A 19,935-nucleotide genomic window follows, 5' to 3' on the forward strand; every position below is an offset into this window, starting at 1 on the left:
CAATTCTATAACAAAAAACAAATGAAGTCAGAGAAAACTTTTTAGGAGAGTTGATTGGCACATTATCGATTGGCTTCTTCCCTAAATGGCATGTTCGATGATTGAGTTCGAGTTTCCCTAGCTAAGCCCACAAGTGGTCATACGTCAATCTAATTTGTAGGTTGAACTCAATACAAGCATTAAACCTAAGATCATGAATTAGAAGCCAAACCTAACAACTTAAATCAGCGCACTGCTTGGGCTGGGTTATGCCCCCGACCAGCAGATGATAAGTCACAATGGAGGTATGAACGTCAAAAAAAACCATCAATAACCACTCAGTCCAACGCGACTGAAGCAAACACTAAGGCATACCAAACCTTCATTACAAAAGCCAACAAACTCTAAGCAGAAACGAGTTAACTTCTACCGGAAATGATTCCTATGACCCACAGTCAGCACATGTGCAGATACTGGGTTATAAAAGCGCAAATACTTAACATTTAAGTTCTAAGCTTCAATACAGAAATCTGTAGCTTTTAAGTAAACATCATGACTTAAAGAGCTCGCAGAATCTAATCTCCCCCGTTGAAAGTTTCGCTTCTCAGAAGTCGCTCTTAAATTAAAAAGTTACCAGAGCAGTCTAGCAGCTCCCCACGTTGTTGAGTACGCGCGATACTGAACCGGCACCACTTTACCAGGCACCTTCAATCAGGTGGTCAAACTTAGCGTGCTTTTAAACAAAAAGCCTAACTAACGCTTACCTCACGCTTACCGTTTGTCTAAATGGTGATCTGACGCCAAGTCGCAGCTGTGTGTTTAATAGATAATTCTTTTAGTATGTAAATAACTTGTTTAGATAGAAAAAGATCTGGTTTGTTTAGTAAGGAAGCAGCACTCTATGCGCCAATACTTGAAGTACATAATCCCCATTCTTATCCCTCTGATTGTTTTATCCCTTCCCACCAGCTTTTTCCCTCTTGATGGTTTAACGATCATACAACAGCGAGTGATTGCAATATTTCTATTGGCGGCACTGTGTTGGGTGATGGAGCCTATTCCAATTTACGCCACATCCGTGGTTATTATCGTATTAGAGTTATTGCTGCTGTCCGATAAAGGCTTCATTCTTTTTCGCTTAGCCGAAGATCAAAGTAACTTTGGCGAATTGTTAAAATACAACGAGATAATGGCGACCTTTGCAAGTCCAATCATTATGCTGTTTCTTGGTGGTTTCTTCTTAGCGATGGCGGCAACCAAATATCGTTTGGATATCAACTTGGCCAGGGTGTTATTAAAGCCGTTTGGCAATGAACCTCGCTTTGTGATGCTAGGTTTAATGTTGATCACCGGCATCTTTTCGATGTTCATGTCAAACACCGCCACCACTGCGATGATGCTGTCAATTTTAACCCCGGTCATCGCGCTGTTTGGTCCCAAAGATCCCGGTAAAATTGCGTTTGCATTATGCATTCCTGTGGCTGCCAATATTGGGGGTATCGGCACCCCAATCGGAACCCCTCCTAATGCAATTGCGCTTAAATATTTAGTGGATGATAACCTTATTACCTTTGGTGAATGGATGATGTTTGGTGTGCCATTTGTAGTGGTGATGATGACCGCATCCTGGTTCCTGATTAACCATCTTTTTCCCGCTAAGCAAGAGAAGATAGAGCTTAAAATAAAAGGAAAATTTTTAAAGACACCAAAAGCATTAACCGTTTACGTCACCTTCATTATGACCATAGGATTATGGTTGATGGGGTCTCGTCATGGTATGAACTCTTACACCGTTGCCTTGATCCCTGTAGCCATCTTCTCTCTAACCGGCATTATCAATAAAGAGGATCTTAAGAAGATCTCCTGGGATGTTTTATGGTTGGTTTCGGGGGGGATCGCATTAGGGCTCGCGCTCGATAAAACGGGGCTGGCACGCTTGGTGGTGCACAGTATTCCATTTGATGCCTTCTCACCATATGTGGTATTGCTAGGTGCGGCGACCTTGTGTTTGATCATGGCTAACTTCATGTCCCATACGGCTACCGCGAACTTGTTAATGCCAATTATGGCGGCTTTAGGTACGTCTATGACATCCTTAACGCCGCTCGGAGGTGAGATAACATTGATCTTAGTCGTTACCTTCGCCGCTTCGCTCGGTATGTCGTTACCAATTAGTACGCCACCGAACGCGTTGGCACATGCAACAGGCCACGTTCAGACCAACCAGATGGCAAAGATTGGGGTCATTCTTGGCGTACTGGGTGTCTCACTGAGCTTTGTGATGGTGTGGGTCTTGAACATCACAGGTTTTATTGGACAGCCCTGAGCGACTGTTTTATCAGCCCTGAGCGTCTGTTATAAATAGTCAGCCTTGAGCGTAACGGATAGCAGCCCTGAGCAATATTCTTTAGAGAAAAGCAATGGAAAAAGTGAAACTACAACGACTTATAGATGATTATTTCGAGAATCCATTTCGTCAAATAACGATTCCTGCAGGCGAGGTAGTCTTAAAACAGGCGGAGTATAACGATCGCCTCTATTGGGTAAAATCCGGAGAGTTAGAAGGTTTTTTCTCCTCCACAGCCAAAGACAGAAAAACCAAGGTGTTTACCGCGCCCGCCGGAACCTTTATCGGCGTGCACAGTTTTTTCGCAGAAACGCTCGAAGCGTCAACAACTGTGATAGCAAAAGAGGACAGCGAGCTTGCCTGGATTGATACCTCTACACCTGTGGTATCGCCGGAGAAATATGGCCCGCTAACGGCTCAATTTACTCCAGTGATCGTTAAAGAGTTAGCACGCAGACAGCGCCGAGCCAGCATGGAAGCGGTTGAGCGCGAAACGGTACAAAACAAGCTCAATACCGCCGAGCAGATGACCACGTTAGGACAGCTGGCCGCGGGCATTGCTCATGAGTTAAATAATGCGGTCGGTGTTATTAACAGCAAGACCGAGCGGTTGCAGACAGTCGTATTTGATCTGATCGAAGAGTGTCACCCGGATACTAGGCAATTTCTCGAACATGGTTTACTTTATGGTCAGAAGGCTAGTTCATCAGAGGTTAGAGCCAGAGCAAAAGAGCTGATGAATACCTATCGAATTGACCGTGATAGCGCCCGAAAGCTTGCCCGCGCAGTCCCTCATGGGGAAATCGACAGTTCGTGGTTAACCGATATTGAACAAGCGCTGCGCTATTGGGAGATAGGTAGGGATCTGCATGATATGCGACTGGCTTCTAAGCACTCGGTAGGCATAGTGAAGTCGGTGAAACAATTAGGCCGAACCGATACCGATACCGAAGAGTGGCTGGATGTTAATGATAGCATCAATAAAGCGCTGGCCTTGCTACACAATAGTTTACGTGGCATTAATGTAAAAATAAGCCCCGCGGTGTTGCCGAAGCTGAAAGCCAGTTCAACGGAGCTGGTGCAAATCTGGGTCAACATTATTAAAAATGCCAGTGATGTGTTAAGTCATACCTCTGAGCCAGCTATTGAGATATCTACTCGTCACGTACGCAATATGGTACAGATAACGGTGGCTAACAATGGCCCCGAGATTGATGAAGTAACGCGAAGAAAAATATTTCAACCAAACTTTACCACCAAAAAAGGTGGGTTATCTTTCGGGCTGGGGCTTGGGCTCTCAATCGTTCAACGAATTGTAAACAGTTACGGCGGCAGTATTGCTGTAATGAGCAATGATGAAAAAACCATATTCAGGATAAAACTGCCTGTACCTGCACAAGAAATCGAGGGAACTGATGGAAAAAATTAATATTATCTGTGTTGATGACCAACGTGAAGTATTGAGTGCAGTGTTACAGGATCTCTCTCCATTAGCCGCTTTTTTCAATATCGAAGATTGTGAATCCGCGATTGAAGCACTGGAGGTTATGGACAGCCTTGATGCTGAGGGTGAGTATATTGCCTTGGTTATTTCTGATCATGTCATGCCTGAAAAAACTGGGGTGGAGTTTCTCACCGAGATCTCTCAAGAACGCCGTTATCATCAGACTAAAAAAATCTTATTAACCGGCCAGGCAACTCACCAGGACACCATCGCCGCCATTAATCGAGCCAGAGTCGAGAGCTATTTCGAAAAGCCTTGGAAGTCAGAAGAGTTACTGAACATAGCCACCACATTAATCACTGAATATATCTTCGATAGTGGGATTGAATACGAACCCTTTCAATCTATCCTCGATCAAAGTGTGGTGCTGCAGCGTTTAAGATAAGCTGTAGAAGTAGATAAAAAGGTCAGCTCGGGACAAACGGAGCTAACAAAAAGCCCATCGATTGATGGGCTTTTATCTGTACAGGCTAAAGAAATTAACAGACGTTAACTCGCAGCTTTGCGGGCCTGGTGCAGTTTCTTGTAGCTCTCAATCAACCTCAGGTGTGGCTCTATGCCCTCAAGCTTCATGCTGGTTTGAGTCAGCCCGAAGAACTTGACCTCGCCGGTCACTGAGCCAACCACGTTATCCATGGTCTCTTTACCAAACATTCTCTCGAAGTTATTGATGAAATGTTCGAGTTCTAACTCTTCATCTAAGGTGACTTCAAGCACTGCATGTATGGCTTGATAGAACAAACCACGTTCAACCGTATTGTCATTGTACTGCAGGTATTCACCAACCAGCTCGATGGCATCTTCAAGCTCGCCCAGCGCCAGATAGATAAGGATCTTGAGCTCAATAATGGTTAACTGACCCCAAGGTGTATTTTCATCGAAAACGATACCAATCAGAGTCGGAATGTCTGTTTGGTTATCTAATTGACTCTCCTCTAAACTCTCTGCCAAGCCAGCTAACTCGTCATCGTTGAGTGAATGAAGATTTAAGATATCTTCACGATAATTGAGCGCTTTATTGGTGTTATCCCAGATCAGATCTTCAACGGGGTACACTTCTGAATAGTCCGGCACTAAAATGCGGCATACCGAGGCACCGAGCTGGTCGAATTCGGCAATATAAGCCTCTTTGCCGATATCGGCTAATATGCCAAATAAACCCTCAGACTCCTCTGCGTTAGTGCCGGAGAAGTCCCATTCACAAAACTCATAGTCGTGAGCACTACTAAAGAAGCGCCAAGAGATAACACCGGTAGAATCGATAAAGTGATCGACAAAGTTCTCAGGCTCAGTCACTGCCATGGTGTCAAAGGTGGGTTTAGGTACGTCGTTTAAGCCTTCGAAGCTTCGACCCTGCAATAGCTCAGTCAAGCTGCGCTCCAGTGCCACTTCGAAGCTAGGATGCGCACCAAAAGAGGCAAATACGCCACCCGTTTTTGGATTCATCAGCGTGACACACATGACCGGGAATTGGCCACCAAGAGAGGCGTCTTTAACCACAACAGGGAAACCCTGTGCTTCCAACCCTTTGATGCCTTCCAGAATACTCGGGTACTTTTCCAATACCTGCATAGGCACATCCGGCAAGACAATCTCCTGCTCGATGATCTGTCTTTTAACCGCGCGCTCAAAAATTTCTGATAAACACTGCACCTCGGCTTCTTGCAGGTTATTACCCGCACTCATGCCATTACTCAAAAATAGGTTTTCGATCAAATTAGAGGGAAAATGCACCGTTTCGCCATCGGAGTGACGAACGTAGGGAATGGTACAGATGCCACGCTCAACCATGCCTGAGTTGGTATCGATAAGATTAGAACCCGCCAATTCACCATCCGGGTTGTATATCTCTAAACAATGCTCATCCAAGATGCCCGCTGGCAATGCATCGTCTTCTTCTAACTGAAACCATTTTTCATTGGGATAATGAACAAATTCACTGCCGGCAATCTCTTCGCCGAAGAATTGATCGTTATAGAAGAAGTTACAGTTTAAACGCTCGATAAACTCACCAAGTGCCGAGCAAAGCGCACTCTCTTTAGTAGCACCTTTACCGTTGGTAAAACACGAAGGTGATGCTGCGTCGCGAATATGTAGCGACCACACATTAGGGACAATATTGCGCCACGAAGATATCTCTATCTTCATGCCTAAGTCGGCTAACATGCCCGTCATATTTGAGATAGTTTGCTCAAGCGGCAAGTCTTTACCCAAGATGTAGGTGCTGGCATCGCCGTCGGGTTGCCCCATCAGCATGGCATTAGCATCTTCGTCGAGGCTCTCAACCGTTTCAATCTTAAATTCAGGCCCTGTCTGTACCACCTTTTTAACGGTGCAGCGGTCTATCGAACGTAAAATACCGACTCTGTCTTTCTCTGAAATATCATCGGGCAGTTCTACCTGAATTTGGAAAATTTGGTTGTAACGATCTTCCGGGTCAACAATGTTGTTCTGTGACAGTCTGATATTTTCAGTTGGAATATCACGCGCCTTACAGTACACCTTTATAAAGTAGGCCGCACAAAGCGCCGATGACGCTAAGAAGTAATCAAAAGGGCTGGGAGCAGAGCCATCGCCTTTGTAGCGAATAGGCTGATCTGCGGTGACAGTAAAGTCATCAAACTTCGCTTCCAGTCTAAGATTGTCGAGAAAATTAACTTTGATTTCCATTGATAGTGTCCAGAGTCGTGCGCTGTAAATCGGCGGTTGTGCCTTAATGAGGGGAATTATCGGTGTTTTTTAGGCAATAGTCTTGGGTTTATTTTGTAAATGACTTAATTAAGAGCGCTAATATTGGCTAACTCATTTACTTCTGTCTTATTTTGCACTGGTAGCATTGTATTACCAAACATTAGCTAACACCTTTCACTTGCCCTCCAAAAAAACAATTGCTGTTCAATTTTCATTCAACTCAGGTTCAGGTCCATGGTTAACAATAAAGCATACCTCGAAAGCAGGCTCCCGTAAAAATCTCATAACAGGAAGCAAAGAGGGACATGTTAGTTACGGTTGAAGGTATCAATAAAAGCTAGGTTTTCGTTAAGCAGCCAGAAATAGCGAAACTTCATCACGATGAAATATCTAGGCTCCTAGCAGCGCATAAATGGGGAGAAAACGCCGCGATGAACTCATTAACGAGCCCTCAGTGCACAACAGTACTCAAATTTAATCGCCCAAAGCTGTACAAAAAACGCACAACTGTTATAATCTTGTAAGATTAAATCGAGTCGTCAATTCAAATTCCAATAATACTAATTTGAATATTTTTTCTCCCAGAGCTAAATACTTCAAAACATAAAGACGTTTTTTTGACCGCTAAAACAATCGTTTCATAAGGGTTTGAAACACAAAGCTGCCAAGTGTTATGGCGCATTTATGCCTGAGTTTATGTGTTGAAAGTGTAGTTCTGACTTGCGCTTCATACCTGATATTTTGGCTGAACACGTCAAGTCTTATAAGAGGAAGTATATGAGCCGTATCCAATCTAATGATGTTTTTAGTTCACTTATCCCTGTGTTGCCCAATAAGGTAACTCAAGAACAGAAATACACGCCTCTTAGCATCAAGTCGCAAGCCTGTAAGATTTCCCCCCTATGGTTAACCTTATTCTGCACGCTATTAACTATGAACAATCGAGCCGAGGCAGATGATTCGATGCAGCATTTGGCGGCAGTAGATTCTCAGGCTTATGCCGTGAGCGATTATTCCGAAGTGTATGCTTCCTCTAGCACTCACAGCGAGCCGACACTCTTTACTCGTCACACAGAAATAGACATTAGCCCCTATGTAAATTCATTGATTAATGGCTCTTTCTTTAGCGAATCAGCATTCAGCTACTCTTTAGCCAATAGCTTTTTATTTAATTACTCCACGTTTACTGGCAGTGAACAAGGTTCAGATTGGAGAGTGGCATTTGAAGAGCTTGAACTTGGAGGGTCTCAATCGTCATTGATGGCTAACGTTTTCTTTGACGAGGAGGCAAGCTACATCAATCGCTTAATTGATGAATCTTATCAATATCTTGGATGGGGTACTAAGATCGGCAAGAGAATAGTACTGTCACCTAATTTGACGACGCTTATTCATGCTGGTGCATTTAACTGGGAACAGTCACGCTCTAAAATAGGCTCTGTAGATTCGGGCCAACAAAACGGTATATCCCCCTATGGTGGGATAGAGCTCAATTATCAAGTCACTAGATCTTCGGAAGTTCAACTCAAATGGACCCACTTTGAGCTGAATGAAACCCAACTAGACCAGTTTGGCATTTACTTTACCCATAGATTCTAACTGCGGTTTTTTTGGGCATTATTTTTAAGCTGTGGGCTACAGCACTGCTGATAGACACAATTTTAGCCCTCATCTGACATTTAGTTTTCCTGCCCATTTAAAGGGGTGATGTTAGAGTAAACTCAGACGATATACTCATCGAACAAGTGACTGTTGCCCTCAATCGCCGGATCTGCGCCGTTATGACCCCGGCCCACAGCTCACTGGCTAGACCCTTTCATCGCCGATCTGATACCCTCTGAACACAGGTAAAATCAGAAGCATCATGTGTCGCAGCCATTTGAGCCCGGATGGGATTGAGATCTAAATAAGCCATACACGCAAGTACTGTAGTTTCATCAAGCAAGGCTAGCCTCACTATCGTTTCATTGAGTAGCCTCATAAACCAGCTAATATCCAGCATGGTTGTCCTCATGAGATATTTGAGCCTCGTATGAACAACCCAGATGGCACACTTGAGGAATATTTACTTCTTCCCTCCTTAAGCGCAAACGAGTTTGCCTTTTACGAGAAAGTGTTTTGACATAATGGTGATAAACATCTGCTCAGTTTTCGTAGTGGAGACCTTAAAGGGACTAAGTGTTCACTTCGTCCCTTTGGCTAACGTTACAGGCCTTGTATTAAATAAGCCTATCTTTAAATGCTGAAGTTAAAGACCCAGTTTATCGGCTACATAGTCGGCGTATTCATCACCATGGGCATAGAGCTTGACCAACTCTGTTTAGCTTGATGGATCGCTGTCGACTTGCCAGTTTCCACCCAGCGCTTTATGCAAGCCTATCGTCATATGCGCCGTTTGTAGCTTGGCTGCGACAACTCGGTCTTTCATCATATTTTGCTGCCGCTGTGCATCTAACACTGACAAATAATCGCTCAACCCAGCTCGGTAAAGTGATTTAGCTTTATCTACAGCTCTGTTTGTCGCATTCTCTGCTTCATTGATTAGCAGCACATATTGCTGGCTGTGGCCATAACCTTGCAGTAAAGTTTCCACCTCACCAAAGGCTGCGATCACCGACTGTTGATAGCCAAGCACACTGGCATCAAAACGAGCTTGCTGCATCTCTACAATGGCATCACCGCGGCCGCCATCGAATACATTCCAGCTAATACCGACACTCGCAGCCCAAGCGATGGAATCACTGCTAAATAAATCATCAAAATCCTTAGCGAGCACACCCGGTGCACCGGTTAAGAATACTTTTGGATACTGTGCGGCGATCGCAGCCGCTCGCTCTTCACTAACTGCAGCCATCTCACGTTCGGCGATACGAATATCTGGCCTGCGATTGAGCAGCTCTGAAGGTAGACCCGTTGGGATCACCCCATCAAAACTTGGCAGTGGCATAACCTGAGTAAAACGCTTATGACTTTGCAGGGGTGTTTCCCCCAATAAAATGGCTAAGCGCTGCTTATGTGCATTCTCCGCAATCTCCAGTTGTGGCACCATAGACTGAGTGGCTGCAAGCATTGCTTTGGCGCGGGCCTCATCGAGGTCCGAACCGAACCCGCTCTTAACCATGAGTCTGACCAATTCAAGAGTACGCAGTTGATCTTCAGCCGTCTGCAGTGCTATTTGCTTACGCTCCTGTGCACCACGCATTTGCAGATAGTTATGGATAACATCAGAGGTGATCAGTGTGGTTAACCCCCCGCGCATGATAACCAGCTGCTCCTTTCGAATAGCGGCAGCATTGACCTGTCTGTCGATTCGACCAAAGAGGTCGACTTCCCAGGCTATGGTCGCTCCGGCAAAAAAAGCACTATTGTTATCATCCACCAGCCCCAGCTCTTCGCCACTGATTGGGTTGATAGCCGTTATAGCAGATCCTATTAATGGGTCATTTTTGCTTAATTGATAGTTACCGAATCCCGCACCAATATTCACCGTCGGCACCTTAAAAGATTCGATAGCGCTTTGATAAGACTGCGCCATACGAATGCGCTGTGCGGCGATTTTAAGCGGTATGGCCTGGTTTTGGGCATCGATGACCAATTGATTCAATATAGGGTCGTTAAACTGCGTCCACCACGCATGCTTCAAAGCCTGTGACTCCCCGAGTTCAGTCCCGGGTATATTCTGATGCAGATACGCTTGGTAAACGTTGCTGTCTAAACTTGTTTGTGGCTTTTGATAATCCGGGCCTACCGCACAACCTGCCAATATCATTGCCACTGCAATTGGGGCGACTTGATAAAGTTTCATTTTATTTTTGCTCCGGTATGGTTGCGGCTATCGGTGAATCAACTGCAAAAACATCTGTTTTGCTTTTCTCAGAACCACGATAAAACAAGCAGTAGAATGCCGGCATGATAAACAATGACAGAAGCGTGGCCGCAGCAAGTCCGCCAATGATGGTTGCCGCCATCTGATCGAATAGACGGTCACTCAATAATGGGATCATCCCCAAAGCGGTTGTGAGCGCTCCCATCGAAATGGCCATGGTACGGTTGACTGTCGCCACCTGCACCGCTTCTCGTAATGGTTTGTTATTCGCCCGCTCCAACTCGATCTGATCCATCAGCACTATGCCATTTTTAATGATCATGCCCGATAGTGTGATGGCTCCAATCAGCGCCATAAAGCCAAAAGGCTTATCGAGCAGCAGCAAGGTCCACGTCACGCCTATTGCCGCTAACGGAAGTGTGATCAAGATAATCGCTGGTTGCTTAAATCCGTTAAACATTGCCACCATGATCACCACCATCATCAAGAGCGCTTTCGGCAACTGACTTAAGGTATCGGTAATCGCACGATTTTCATCGTAATACTCACCTCCCCACTCAAATGAGTAACCAATGGGCAGTTGGATGGCTTCAATCTGATCTTTTATCTGATTACGAACCTCAGCTGGTGTGGCATCGAAGACATCCGCTTGAGCGGTAATAGTCGGTACGCGATTGCGGCGCCATATAAGACTCTCTTCCGATTTAAGCTCAAAACTATCGACAACTTGGCCCAGCGGTACGCTGTGGATCCCCAGCAGGGAACGTACCGGTAGGGTCTCTAAGTTGCTTAAGTTAGCATTAGCACTCCGAAAGCTAATCGGGATGAGTTGATCCCCCTGATTCAGCGTGCCCAATGTCACTCCCTCAGTGGCTCGTTTAATCGCTAAGGAGATATCCGTGCGATTAAGTCCCGCACGGCGAGCTTGCTCTTGGTTGATCACCGGCTCTATCACTTTACTGTGTTGGCGCCAATCATCACGTACATATTTGGAATGGCTGTTTGCACGCATTATCGACTGTGCTTGCTCTGAAAGCCGGTGTAATACTTTTGGATCCGGGCCACTAAAGCGTGCCTCGATGCTGAATTTATCTTTGGTAGCAAGCTTCAACGCTCTAAAACGAGGTTCTGCATTGGGAAAATTATCAGCTAACCAAATATCTCCGCGCTTTGTCAGCGACTCAATCCCTTCATAGTCATCGACATTAACTATAATTTGGCCATAGCTCGGGTCATATGGCTCTGGCTCTACCGTGACCGAAAAACGCGGCGCACTGGCCCCTACATAACTGGCAATACTGCTCACTTCAGGTTGTTCAACCAACCATTGCTCAACTTTCTTCATGTCTGAAGATGTTTGCTCTATTTTGGAACCATTGGGTAACCAGTAGTCGAGAAACACCATAGGCCTGTCTGAGCTGGGTATAAAGTTAACAGCAACATAAGGCACGGCTATTGCCGTTACCAGTAGCAGTGGGATCACCATTGAAATAGCTTTAAGCGGATTCAATACTGTCCAATTCACCGCCAGTTGATATCGACTGATTTTAGACTTGTCAGCGTTTTTATTCGTATCCGGTTTGATCCACAGCCAGCACAGCAGAGGGGTTAACGTGACGGCGACCAGCCATGAAAACAGCAGCGAAGAGCAGATAATTAAAAAGACTGAGAGGGCGAATTCGCCTGCATCGGTTTGAGAGAACAACACCGGACTCGAACCCATAATCGCAATCACAGTGGCAGCCAATAGTGGTTTAGATGTTTCTTTAACCGAATCAATTGCGGCTTTGGTGCGTTCAATGCCTTTATTAAGCTTTACGACAAACAAGTCGGTTATCACTATGGCGTTATCAACCAGCATGCCCAGCGCAAGAATAAAGCTGCCTAGAGAGACGCGTTGCAGATCTACCCCTGCTATGTACATGTAGATCAGGGTTAATAGGATCGTAAACAGAAGGCTACCACCGACTATGGTCGCACTTTTGAACCCCATGAAAATCAGCAGCACAGCGAATACAATCACCACACTTTCAAGCAAGTTAATCACAAACTCTTCAACCGACTTATCAACTTCATCCGGTTGAAAAGCGATGTTACCTATCTCAATACCCACAGGCAGGGTTTGTTGATAGTCACTGATAGTCTGATTTAGTTGCTCACCTAAGCTGACCACATTGATACCATCTACGGGACTCACAGCCAATGTGATCGCCTGCATGCCATTATAACGACTCAAGGTTGTGGCCGGTGTTTGGTAATCTAAACTGATATCTGCAATATCGCCTAAACGGATCAATCCGGTACTGTAGTCACCCACTCCGCCCTTGATAGTCAAATCTTTGATATCTTGCAGTGATTTGAACGCACTACTTTGATCGATACGGATCCGCTCTTGATCTGCAGCGAAGCTTCCACTGTCATACGTCAGGTTTTGGGTAGCGAGTTGGCTGATAACTTGTGCTGAAGAGATCCCATATTGCGCTAACCGTTCATCGGGGAAGTCTACATACACCACCTGCTGCTGCACTCCATGTAACTCAATTTTTTTAATGCCCTCTATGGTTTTCAAGCGGCGCTGCAGCTCTTTAGCGTATTGGCGCAACTGTTCAGGTTCAGCGTTTTTACCATGCACACTAAACAGCATGCCGTAGACTTCAGAAAACTCATCCTGGACGATGCTGATCTGGGCGGTTGCCGGTAAGGTTAACTTCACATCGCTGATTTTACGTCTGAGTAGATCCCACTCTTGAGGCAGATCTTTTGAGTTGGTCGTCTCTTTCAGATCCACAAAAATCATAGAACTGCCCGGGCGAGACAGGGATCGTAACTTCCACATCGACCCCATCTCTTGCAGTTTAGTCTCAATTTTGTCAGTTACTTGTTGCTCTACCTCTTGAGCCGAAGACCCTGGGTAAAGCGTTACAACCACAGCACTTTTTACGGTAAATGAGGGGTCCTCAAGTTTTCCCAGCTCAAAGTAGGAAACCAATCCGACAATCACGCAAAGTACACTGAAGAACAGCACAAATACCCGCTGCTTAATGGCAAATTCGGCTAAATTCATCACGACTCCTAGTAACTAAATGCGTTAACGCTTGTGGCGGCAATATGTTGCTGTGGTTTAATAAAATGGACGCCCGCCGTAACTACAGCATCCCCGGCAGCTAAATCGCCACTGACACAGACAGCATTCTTCTCCATTGCCTCAATCTGAACCGGTTTCTCGATTATGATTTGGTCTTTCACCAAATAAACACGCTGAGCAGCCCCTTCTCCCGCCAAGGCCGCATAGGGCAGGCAGTAACGACTTTGCCCGCCGCCAAGATCCACCGAAACGTTTATCGCCCTACCTGGAGACATCTGTTGTGAAGTTTTCGCCAAGACGAACTGTACGGAATAGGTCTGTTTAATGGGGTCGGCAAGGGTGTTCATTTCAGTTAACACGGCCGAAATTGGCTTTTCCCCACCATACCAACTCACCGTAGCTTCTTGATTAACCGAGAGCATGCCAATTAAATTCTCAGGCACATCGACTACCGCTTTTAACTTGTTCGGCTGATGGAGTGAGAAAAGTGAGATCCCTGGAGAGGTTTGTTCGAAGGTTTCTTGAGATTGTGAGCCAATCACCCCACTAAAAGGCGCTTTGAGTTCAGTATAAGATAAGGCATCCTGCGCTTTTTGCAGGTTCTGTGTTACCACCTGGACCATGGCTAAACTGCGTTTATAACCACTTTCAGCCCGATCCAGATTAACTGCTGAGATGGCGCTATCTGCGATGGCTTGCTTAACACGTTTGAGTTCTGCCGCAGCCAACTGATGTGCAGCACTCGCTTCTGCCAGGCGCCCCTCCAACTCCAACACTAATACTTGATAGTCATGGGGATCGAGTCTTGCCAGAACTTGCCCTTTGGTAACCCTATCGCCACTTCTAACCAGCATAGCTTCAATTGTTCCCGGCACTTTAAATGACAACTTAGCAGTTTGTGTCGCTTCCAGGACACCGGAGAAGAGTTTAATGTTGGATTGCTGTTGGTCGCTTAGCGTCATCACTTGTACCGGACGCTCGGTTGCTGTGATAACGCTATCTGTTTGTGCCGGAGCTTGGCCGCAGCCGGTAAACATCAGTATCGTTAATGGTGCCAGCCCAAAACCAGCCATTTTTGGTGAAATTGTCATTACTCTCTACCCTATGTATTAATACGGCAGAGTGTAAATGTTTAACTAATTAAGATAATCAGTGTGTATTGCACAACACTGTCATGATTTTCATGACAAATTAGCGAGTTTAGGCACTTCTTTTACTAAAAAATCAATCAATAGTCGTGTCGGGAGACTTATCCCTTTCCGATCCGGGTAGATGAGCCACACATCTTCAGTCTTAGACTGGTATTGTGGCAAAATGCGTACAAGCATTTTCGACTCAATCGCATTAAATGCAAACAGAGGAGGCAAAAAACCAATCCCCTGCCCGCCTATGATGGCGCGCCGGACAAATCCCATATGGTTACTGCTGAACCGGCCTGAGACTTTTATCGTTTCGGTGAGCAGATCCCAACAATCATCAAGGGTTCCATCCGGCCAGCGATAGCAAATACACTGATGTTCTCGCAGTTCATCTAATGTATTCGGCATGCCGTTTTTTTCAATATATTCAGGGCTGGCATACATACAACGCCCAAGACTGAGTAACCGTCTCGCGATAAAGCCCGAATCCAGAATTCGTCCCGCGTGGATAACAAAATCTAATCCTTGGCTATAGATGTCGGTGACATAGTTATTGGTAAAGCGTAAGTCGAGTTCAATGTCAGGATGCAGTTCTTGGAAGCGCGCCAATATAGGCTGCAATGCCTCATCGCTTTCAGGTAAAAAGCCAACCTTAACCTTACCTACGGGCTTGTCATCGATATCATGTAATTTGTTTTTGGCTTGCTCAAACCCCTCAAGCACAGTCAACAACTCATGATAATAGGCTTCGCCGTGCTGGGTTAATCTAAGTTGGCGGGTTGTTCTGAAAAACAGCTGGGCATTAAGGGACTTTTCAAGCTCGCCAATCCGTCGACTGACGTTAGCTCTAGGCAGGTCTAAAGCTGTCGCCGCAGCGGTGAAACTGCCAAGTTTGACGACAATAGTAAAAAGTTTCAGATCTTCTATTCGCATATTTAGTAACCTTAAAATCGCCATAATGAACCATTTCATCAAGCCCACAACACAAGCACATTTATCTTGCGCCGCGGCATTAACGAAAAAAGCTTAGCCGGGCAAATGGCTAAGCTTAATATATGACTCTAATAGCTTTTTAACTCTGAATCAAAGTGTTAAAGACCAAGTTTGTCGGCTACATAGTCGGCATCTTTATCACCACGGCCAGAGAGGTTAACCAAGATCTGCTGATCTTTTGGTAACTTAGCCGCTTCGCGCATGGCCCAGGCCACCGCATGAGCACTCTCCAGCGCAGGGATAATTCCCTCGACCTGCGACAGCGTCATAAAGGCATTAAGGCACTCCTCATCGGTAACCGAATCATAGTGTGCACGCTCAATATCTTTAAGGTAACAGTGCTGCGGGCCCACTCCCGGATAATCCAGACCTGAGGCGATGGAGTGAACCGGTAGTGGCTCACCCGCTTCATCTTGCAGCAGATAGCATTTAAAACCATGGATGGCACCGGGCGAGCCAAGAGTGAGGGTTGCCGAGTGCTCCGTGGTTTCAAGCCCCTTACCGGCAGGTTCGACACCGACAATCTTCACCTCGCTGTCATCTAGAAATGCAGTAAACAAACCTATGGCGTTCGAGCCGCCGCCCACACAGGCTGTGATGATATCGGGAAGCTTATTGAATTTTTGTTGGAACTGCTCTCTGGCCTCACGGCCGATAATGCTCTGAAAGTCACGTACCATCTTAGGGAAAGGATGAGGCCCAACGACAGAGCCGATAGCATAGAGATAGTCTTGCGGATTCTTAAGGTATTCAACGAAAGCGCTGTCGACAGCATCCTTCAAGGTTGCGGTACCTTGGGTTACGGGCACTAACTTACAGCCTAATATTTTCATCTTGGTAACGTTAGGATGTTCTTTCTCAATGTCGACCTGACCCATATGGATTTCACAGGGGATCCCGACCAAGGCGCAGGCCGTGGCTAGTGCGACGCCATGCTGTCCGGCACCGGTTTCGGCAATCACCTTTTTCTTGTTCATGTATTTGGCGAGCAGTGCTTCACCCAGGCAGTGATTGATCTTATGAGCGCCGGTGTGGTTAAGGTCTTCACGCTTGAGATAAATCTGCGCGCCGCCGATCTTATCGCTTAAGCGTTTGGCATGATAGATGGGGCTTGGGCGGCCCACATAGTCCTGGAACAGCTGCATCAGCTCATCCTGGAAGCCTTGAGTCTGTCGAATCTCTTCGTAGGCTTGATTAATCGCATCCATCGCACTCTTTAGCTCAGGCGGAATAATCTGCCCACCATACTCACCAAAGAAACCTTGATTGTCAGGCATGGGGGCGAATTCGAACTTGCTCATAGGACCTCTCTATACTTCTGTATTTATTGCTACTTTGACATTAATTGGGTTCGTTTTTGATACACCCGATCAATATATAACAGAGTCAAGGAGAGGCCAATAGCAATTAGTATAACTATGAAGTAGAGGGGTCTTTGCCAACTAACATGGGTGGCAAATTTTCAGCTCCACTCATTACACATGAGGGCTAAACTCTCGCCATGCATCATCTGGCTTCCAATTAACCGACCACTCAGGAATATCCTTAGCCATCATGGGGCGCGCAATGCCATAGCCTTGTGCTAATTCACACCCCGTTTGTAATAGCGCTGTGCCATGCGCGATGGTCTCGACCCCCTCAGCAATTACCTTATGTTTAAATGACTTAGCCAAGCTCACAACCCCCTAAACAATAGCCAGATCATCTGGTGTCGTCAGCATATCGAGCACAAAGGTTTGGTCTATCTTAATCAAACTCGCCGGCAATCGTCTTAGATAAGTCAGTGAAGAGTAGCCTGTACCAAAGTCATCTAAAGCAAAGGTCACCCCCAGTTCAATACAGGCGAGCATGGTTGCCGAGACCTGCATTACATCGTCTATCAAACTCGTTTCAAGTACTTCTATTTCCAAAGAGCTCGGAGCTACCTCCGGGTGTGCAGCCAGTAGTGCAGCCAAGCAAGTTACAAAGTCATCATGTTGTAGTTGAAGTGCGCTAACGTTGACACTAACAGGAATATCCAACCCTAGCTTTTGCCATGCCGCTATTTGACCCAGTGCGGTGTCAATGACCCACTCGCCTACCCCAATGCTAATAACATGATTCTCAATTGCAGGTAAAAACTCGATAGGGGGGACTAAACCACGCTCAGGGGAGTGCCATCGAATTAAGGCTTCAACACCAATGATTGCCCCTGTCCTCATATTGACCTTGGGCTGGTAATACAGCACAAATTCACTTTGCTCCAAAGCCTTGCGCATACTCTGCAAATCATCATGCCGAATCTGCATCGCAATATTTTGTGCAGTGTCAAACAAGTGATAGCAGTTCTTACCCTCATGCTTTGCTACATACATAGCTTGGTCTGCATGACGCAGGAGTTGGTCTGCATCTATGCCATCTTGTGGGTAAATGGCGACCCCCATACTGGCAGAGACCTTCAGCATAATTCCCTCCACAGTCACGGAGCCAGAGGCAGCCTCTAACAGCCTTTCCAATACAGGTTCACAATCCTCACTTTTATCTATATCCATCAGCACGGCGACAAACTCATCACCACCTATTCGTGCCAGCGTATCGATATCGCGTAACACCTCCTTCAGGCGACGGGAGATAACAATTAACAATTTATCACCGACATCGTGACCATAAGCGTCATTCACTTCTTTGAACTTATCTAAATCAAGAAAAACAACCGCTAAGGATGACTTCCGGCGCCGGACTTGCACCATGGATTGCGTTAGACGATCAGCCAATAGTGTGCGGTTTGGCAGGTTGGTTAAAAGATCATAATGAGCAATGCGTTCCAGCTGTTCCTGATGTTCTTTAATCGCTGTGATGTCGTTGAAAAGCGCGACGTAGTTTTGCACCTTGCCGGTAGCATCGAGTACCGCGCTGATAGTAAGCATCTCTGGATAGATCTCATCATTCTTACGTTTGTTCCAAATCTCACCTGTCCAATGTCCATCCGCTTGAAGAGTGTCCCACATCTCTTTATAGAACTCAGGTGAATGTCGTCCGGATTGAAGGACCCGCGGATTTTTCCCTATCACCTCATCGCGTGCGTAGCCTGTAATAGTGCTAAAAGCATCATTAACTTCGATGATGACTCCTGAGGTATCTGTAATTGTGATGCCTTGGTTTGTGTGGGTAAATACACTGGCGGCATGTTTTAACTTTACTTCGGCTTGCTTGCTCTCGGTAATATCTAGAATCAATGATGTCACACCGATAACTTCACCATTCACACCCACGATCGGGGTGCTATACCATTCACAAATGATGCTCCTGCCACCTTTTGTAATGTTTTCACTTGAACTTCTGGTGCATTTCTTCTCTTTAAACAATATGTTACCTATTTTGCTGATATCATCTCTAATTTCTTCAGGCACCAATATATCTACTAGAGAATGACCAATAACTTCGTCAGGTGAGTATCCGAATATCTTCTCGGCCGATTTGTTCCACTCGATACAATTTAAATTGCTATCCCATGAGATGCACCCAAGCGGGGTATTCTGAACATGATGGGAGAGCATTGCCGTACTTTCCTGTAATGCCGTCGCAGCTTTATTGCGATCTGTAACGTCCCGGATAAACCCAACGTAGCCCAAAATTTGATCTTCAAGAGTTCTAATAACAATCCTACTGGTTTCACCGACAATGATACTGCCGTCCTTGTGCCGATAATTCACTTCATAAGGTGTGACTTTCTCTTTCGCTGCCAGATTAAAATGAATACGACCTTGTCGCTCGTACTCTTCATCACTCTCATAAATTATTGATGCGGTTTTCCCCACAAGCTCATCAACACCATAGCCAAGCATCGACTCAAAACCTTGATTTACCGTGACAATTTTTCGATCAGCATCGGCAAAAATACAACCATCGGTAACGCCATTAAAAATTGAATTAAACAAATTTTCATTTTTGACTGATGCGTTTTTTGCTGCGTGAAGAGCGAGCAGTGCTTCTTTGCGCTCATGAATATCTCTAGGTACCCAGCGCTTGATGAGAAGCAAGATGATTATCAAGCCGGCAAGGATATTGATTAACTTCGGAATAATTAGCAAAGAGGGTTGTGATAGCAGATCGGCAATACTCTTAGGTATCAGTCCGTACAGCGAATTGAAATACAATCCGAAATAGACGCTTTCAAGTATGGTTCTGAAGGCATCAATAGCAAGAATAATAAGGAGAACACCCACCGTTCTGCTTACAGCCCCATCAGCTCTTAACTGCCTTAGTTTTAACAGGTAAACGCCAATGATACCCCCCCATAAAGTAGCCAATACCCAATACGACATAGGTGTAATATGTTTAAAAATATCCATTTTTCCCTAATAGATTATCTAACTATAAACCAGGCTAACA

10 protein-coding genes and 2 pseudogenes are annotated in these 19,935 nt (G+C 45.6%); 4 read left to right on the forward strand and 8 right to left on the reverse strand.

Translation table 11 applies throughout. The annotated features are described in order from the left end of the window. The first annotated feature begins 880 nt into the window (after positions 1 to 880). The 3 genes from EKG39_RS10025 to EKG39_RS10035 all read left to right on the forward strand — a co-directional run bounded on the left by EKG39_RS10025 (position 881) and on the right by EKG39_RS10035 (position 4,215). Positions 881 to 2,305, forward strand: coding sequence for an SLC13 family permease (locus EKG39_RS10025; RefSeq protein WP_126505605.1), 1,425 nt, complete (start codon positions 881 to 883; stop codon positions 2,303 to 2,305). A gap of 94 nt (positions 2,306 to 2,399) precedes the next feature. Then, positions 2,400 to 3,755, forward strand: a complete 1,356-nt coding sequence (locus EKG39_RS10030; protein WP_126505606.1) for an ATP-binding protein — start codon at positions 2,400 to 2,402, stop codon at positions 3,753 to 3,755. After that, positions 3,742 to 4,215 carry a response regulator gene (locus EKG39_RS10035; RefSeq protein ID WP_126505607.1) on the forward strand — a complete coding sequence of 158 codons (474 nt, stop codon included), beginning with the start codon at positions 3,742 to 3,744 and terminating at the stop codon, positions 4,213 to 4,215. Before EKG39_RS10030 ends, EKG39_RS10035 begins: the two co-directional genes overlap by 14 nt. Positions 4,216 to 4,319: 104 nt before the next feature. Here EKG39_RS10035 and EKG39_RS10040 read toward each other — a convergent pair whose 3' ends face one another. Next, positions 4,320 to 6,500 (reverse strand): OsmC domain/YcaO domain-containing protein, encoded by a 2,181-nt coding sequence (locus tag EKG39_RS10040; protein ID WP_126505608.1) that lies wholly within the window; start codon positions 6,498 to 6,500, stop codon positions 4,320 to 4,322. 798 nt (positions 6,501 to 7,298) lie between these two features. Here EKG39_RS10040 and EKG39_RS10045 point away from each other — a divergent pair. After that, on the forward strand, positions 7,299 to 8,120 hold the full coding sequence (locus EKG39_RS10045; RefSeq protein WP_126505609.1) for a hypothetical protein: 822 nt from the start codon (positions 7,299 to 7,301) through the stop codon (positions 8,118 to 8,120). A 235-nt stretch (positions 8,121 to 8,355) separates the two neighbouring features. Here EKG39_RS10045 and EKG39_RS23870 read toward each other — a convergent pair. The 7 genes and pseudogenes from EKG39_RS23870 to EKG39_RS10075 all read right to left on the reverse strand — a co-directional run. Next, a pseudogene (locus EKG39_RS23870) lies at positions 8,356 to 8,532 on the reverse strand (transposase); the annotation flags it as partial. A gap of 309 nt (positions 8,533 to 8,841) precedes the next feature. Then, positions 8,842 to 10,326, reverse strand: a complete 1,485-nt coding sequence (locus tag EKG39_RS10050; protein WP_126505610.1) for an efflux transporter outer membrane subunit — start codon at positions 10,324 to 10,326, stop codon at positions 8,842 to 8,844. A gap of 1 nt (position 10,327) precedes the next feature. Next, positions 10,328 to 13,411: an efflux RND transporter permease subunit gene (locus EKG39_RS10055; RefSeq protein WP_126505611.1), complete on the reverse strand. Its 3,084-nt coding sequence runs from the start codon at positions 13,409 to 13,411 to the stop codon at positions 10,328 to 10,330. Positions 13,412 to 13,419: 8 nt separating this feature from the next. Continuing rightward, positions 13,420 to 14,523: an efflux RND transporter periplasmic adaptor subunit gene (locus EKG39_RS10060; protein WP_126505612.1), complete on the reverse strand. Its 1,104-nt coding sequence runs from the start codon at positions 14,521 to 14,523 to the stop codon at positions 13,420 to 13,422. Between the two features lie 90 nt (positions 14,524 to 14,613). Beyond that, positions 14,614 to 15,504 (reverse strand): LysR family transcriptional regulator, encoded by an 891-nt coding sequence (locus EKG39_RS10065; protein ID WP_126505613.1) that lies wholly within the window; start codon positions 15,502 to 15,504, stop codon positions 14,614 to 14,616. A 158-nt stretch (positions 15,505 to 15,662) separates the two neighbouring features. Then, positions 15,663 to 16,865 carry a tryptophan synthase subunit beta gene (gene trpB / locus EKG39_RS10070; protein ID WP_126505614.1) on the reverse strand — a complete coding sequence of 401 codons (1,203 nt, stop codon included), beginning with the start codon at positions 16,863 to 16,865 and terminating at the stop codon, positions 15,663 to 15,665. Between the two features lie 174 nt (positions 16,866 to 17,039). Beyond that, a pseudogene (locus EKG39_RS10075) lies at positions 17,040 to 19,895 on the reverse strand (sensor domain-containing protein). Between the last annotated feature and the right edge of the window lie 40 nt (positions 19,896 to 19,935).

This window comes from Shewanella atlantica, assembly GCF_003966265.1.
In the GTDB taxonomy this organism is placed as follows: Bacteria; Pseudomonadota; Gammaproteobacteria; order Enterobacterales; family Shewanellaceae; genus Shewanella; species Shewanella atlantica.

Coding starts and splice junctions, on each gene's coding strand:
- EKG39_RS10025 (WP_126505605.1), top strand. CDS start 881: ATGCGCCAATACTTGAAGTACATAATCCCCATTCTTATCCCTCTGATT.
- EKG39_RS10030 (WP_126505606.1), top strand. CDS start 2,400: ATGGAAAAAGTGAAACTACAACGACTTATAGATGATTATTTCGAGAAT.
- EKG39_RS10035 (WP_126505607.1), top strand. CDS start 3,742: ATGGAAAAAATTAATATTATCTGTGTTGATGACCAACGTGAAGTATTG.
- EKG39_RS10040 (WP_126505608.1), bottom strand. CDS start 6,500: ATGGAAATCAAAGTTAATTTTCTCGACAATCTTAGACTGGAAGCGAAG.
- EKG39_RS10045 (WP_126505609.1), top strand. CDS start 7,299: ATGAGCCGTATCCAATCTAATGATGTTTTTAGTTCACTTATCCCTGTG.
- EKG39_RS10050 (WP_126505610.1), bottom strand. CDS start 10,326: ATGAAACTTTATCAAGTCGCCCCAATTGCAGTGGCAATGATATTGGCA.
- EKG39_RS10055 (WP_126505611.1), bottom strand. CDS start 13,411: ATGAATTTAGCCGAATTTGCCATTAAGCAGCGGGTATTTGTGCTGTTC.
- EKG39_RS10060 (WP_126505612.1), bottom strand. CDS start 14,523: ATGACAATTTCACCAAAAATGGCTGGTTTTGGGCTGGCACCATTAACG.
- EKG39_RS10065 (WP_126505613.1), bottom strand. CDS start 15,504: ATGCGAATAGAAGATCTGAAACTTTTTACTATTGTCGTCAAACTTGGC.
- trpB (WP_126505614.1), bottom strand. CDS start 16,865: ATGAGCAAGTTCGAATTCGCCCCCATGCCTGACAATCAAGGTTTCTTT.